Consider the following 3,100-nt stretch of genomic DNA (forward strand, 5'->3'; position numbering starts at 1 on the left):
CGCGGTGCTGCTGGGGCCTGGTCCGGGGCAGGTCCGCAACGCGGGCATCCTGTGGCGGCCCGGCACCGGCGCGGACCTGGGGCAGCTGTACACCAAGCGACCTGGTGGTGTGGCCGGAGAACTCCAGCGACATCGACCCGCTGCGCAACCCGGCCGCCGGGGCGCGGATCTCCCAGGCCGCCGACACCATCGGGGCGCCGATCCTGGTCGGCGCGGTGCTGCTGGGGCCTGGTCCGGGGCAGGTCCGCAACGCGGGCATCCTGTGGCGGCCCGGCACCGGCGCGGACCTGGGGCAGCTGTACACCAAGCGCCACCCGGTGCCGTTCGCCGAGTACGTGCCGCTGCGCGACGTGGCCCGGATGGTCAGCAAGCAGGTCGACCTGATCCGCAACGACTTCGTGCCCGGCAGCACCCCGGGCGTGGTACGCGCCGGGCCCGCCGTGCTCGGTGACGTGATCTGCTTCGAGGTCGCCTACGACGAGGTGGTCCGGGACACCGTCACCGGTGGCGCGCAGTTGCTGGTGGTGCAGACCAACAACGCCACCTTCGACGTGGCGGAGGCCCGTCAGCAGTTGGCCATGGTGCGGCTGCGGGCGGTGGAGCACGGTCGGCCGGCGTTGATGGCCTCCACGGTCGGTGTGTCCGGGTTCGTCGCACCCGACGGGCGGGTAAGCGATGCCACCGGGTTCAACACCCGGGAGGTCGTGGTGCGGCAGGTGCGGCTCGACGACGGACGGACCCTCGCCACCCGCCTCGGTTGGTGGCCGGAGGTGACGCTGGCTGCGCTGGCCGCGGCGGCCCTGCTCGGCGCGGCGGTGCTGCGCCGGCGGCAGCGGGTCAGGCCCGGATAGCAACAGCCGGTACGCCGGCGGGAGCGGAGGAACCGTGATCCAGGCGACCGATACGATCCGACGCCCGGACGAGGTGCCCGGTGTGGGTCGGGTGCTGGTGGTGATCCCCACCTACAACGAGGCCGACAACATCGCCGCGATAGTGGGTCGGGTCCGGCGGGCCGCCCCGGCGGTGCAGATCCTCATCGCCGACGACAACAGCCCCGACGGCACCGGCGCGATCGCCGACGCCCTCGCCGACGGCGACGCGCACGTGCAGGTGCTGCACCGCCACGGCAAGGAGGGCCTCGGCGCGGCGTACCTGGCCGGGTTCGGGTGGGCGCGGGAGCGTGGGTACCAGGCGGTCGTGGAGATGGACGCCGACGGCTCGCACGCCCCGGAGGACCTGCCGGCGTTGCTGGCCGCCGCCCGCGACGCCGACGTGGTGATCGGGTCGCGGTGGACCAGCGGCGCGCGGGTGCTCAACTGGCCGCTGCGGCGGTTGCTGCTCTCGCGCGGCGGGAACCTGTACGCGCGCCTGGCGCTGGGTATGCCCGTCTCGGACGCCACCGGCGGGTACCGGGTGTACCGGATCAGCGCGTTGGACGCCATCGACCTGGAGTCGGTGACCTCGCAGGGCTACTCGTTCCAGGTGGAGCTGTCCCGGCTGGCGCACCAGGCCGGGGTGCGGATGGTGGAGGTGCCGATCACTTTCGCCGAACGGGAACGCGGGGACAGCAAGATGAGCCCGAGGATCGTGGCCGAGGCGCTGTGGCGGATCACCGCCTGGGGGGTGCAGGACCGGCGTCAGGCGGTACGCCGGGGCCTGCACGGCACCGCCACCGGTCAGGTGCGGTGGCCCTGAGCGCGGTCGTGTCATGCTGGATGGGCGGGACACATCCGCGGGAATGGCGATGAGGTGAGATGCGCCGAGGACTGAGGTTCGTGCCGTTGGCCCTGTTGCTGGCGGTGGTGCTGGAGCTCGCGGTGTTCGTCGGGGTGGGGCGGGCGCTGGGGTTCGGGGTGGCGGTGTTGCTGGTGTTGCCGCGTCCCTGCTGGGGTTGGTGCTGCTGCGCCGGGAGGGGATGCGCGCCTGGCGCGGGTTCCGCTCCGCCGCGGCGGCCGGGCAGCCCCCGGGCGGGCAGGTGACCGACGGTCTGGTCGGGTTGGCCGGGGCGTTGTTGCTGGCGGTGCCCGGTCTGGTCAGCGGGCTGGTCGGGTTGGCGCTGCTGGTGGCGCCGGTGCGTCGACTGGCTCGTGCCGGGGTGCGCCGTGCCACCGAGCGCCGGGTGTCGTCGATGGTCGCCGGTGACCTGTTCGGGCCCCGCACGGTGCGGGTGCGCCAGGGTGCGCCGCAGCCGACCCCGCAGCCGGAGCAGCCGGTGGTGGTCGACGGTGGTCGGGCCATCGAGGGTGAGATCGTCGAGCCCGGTCGCCACTGAGCGGCACAGCGGTAGACACGACGCGCCCCGGGGAAACCCCGGGGGCGCCGTGTCGTGGTGCGTGGTGCGGCTCAGGCGCGGCCGCGGCGGGTCCGAACCTCCTGTAGCCGCTCCTCCAGAATGTCCTCCAGCTCGGCGATGGAGCGCCGCTCCAGCAGCATGTCCCAGTGGGTACGCGGCGGCTTGGCCTTCTTCTGCTCCGGCTCACTGCCGTCGACGAGTCGGGCGACGCTGCCGTCGAACTTGCACTCCCAGGTCGTCGGGACCTCGGCGTCGACGGCGAACGGCACCTCGAACTGGTGGCCCTTGGCACAGAGGTACTCGCGGGTCTGACGCGGCGCGAGCTCCGTGTTGCGGTCGGATTCGTAGCTCACCGCGCCAAGGCGGCTTCCGCGCAGCATACGCTCGCCCATGATCGACTTCCCCTCGTTCGTGGTGCTGGTCTTCTGGGTGTAACGGTGCGTTCCCGTCGCGCCATTCCCGCCCGAGGGCGTGCGACGTCCACGGGTGGGCCGGGACCAAGGGTAGCCGGCCCGCACCGGCACCCGGCCGGGTGATCCCCGGGCGGTCGCCGCAGCGGTCGGTCTCGGCTGCCACCGGGGATGTTAACCGTCCGAGGGTGGCGAAGGTTGCGCAGGCGTCGCGGCGGTGGCGTCACCGAGGCGGGCCAGCGCCAGGGCCAGGTCGCTGACCTGGTCACCGAGCTGCGCCACGCGCCGCTGGGCGGTGTCCCGATCGGCCTCGGCGGCTTCCAGTCGCACCGTCAGGGCGGTGAGCCGACCCTCGGCGCCGGCCGCGGCCTGCCGGGCGGTGGCCAGCTCGGTGTTG

2 protein-coding genes and 3 pseudogenes are annotated in these 3,100 nt (G+C 73.5%); 3 read left to right on the forward strand and 2 right to left on the reverse strand.

The features are described 5' to 3' along the window. The 3 genes and pseudogenes from lnt to JM949_RS34940 all read left to right on the forward strand — a co-directional run. Nucleotides 1–889 (forward strand): annotated as a pseudogene (gene lnt, locus JM949_RS34930) (apolipoprotein N-acyltransferase); the annotation flags it as partial. Beyond that, on the forward strand, nucleotides 886–1,695 hold the full coding sequence (locus JM949_RS34935) for a polyprenol monophosphomannose synthase (RefSeq protein ID WP_309232453.1): 810 nt from the start codon (nucleotides 886–888) through the stop codon (nucleotides 1,693–1,695). The pseudogene lnt and the gene JM949_RS34935, both read left to right, overlap by 4 nt. A gap of 59 nt (nucleotides 1,696–1,754) precedes the next feature. Continuing rightward, nucleotides 1,755–2,272 (forward strand): annotated as a pseudogene (locus JM949_RS34940) (FxsA family protein). Nucleotides 2,273–2,343: 71 nt separating this feature from the next. Here the strand turns inward: JM949_RS34940 and JM949_RS34945 are convergent. Both JM949_RS34945 and JM949_RS34950 read right to left on the reverse strand, forming a co-directional pair. After that, on the reverse strand, nucleotides 2,344–2,685 hold the full coding sequence (locus tag JM949_RS34945) for an RNA polymerase-binding protein RbpA (RefSeq protein ID WP_030327608.1): 342 nt from the start codon (nucleotides 2,683–2,685) through the stop codon (nucleotides 2,344–2,346). Nucleotides 2,686–2,877: 192 nt separating this feature from the next. Continuing rightward, nucleotides 2,878–3,100 (reverse strand): annotated as a pseudogene (locus JM949_RS34950) (hypothetical protein); the annotation flags it as partial.

This window comes from Micromonospora tarensis, assembly GCF_016803395.1.
Classification (GTDB): Bacteria; Actinomycetota; Actinomycetes; order Mycobacteriales; family Micromonosporaceae; genus Micromonospora; species Micromonospora tarensis.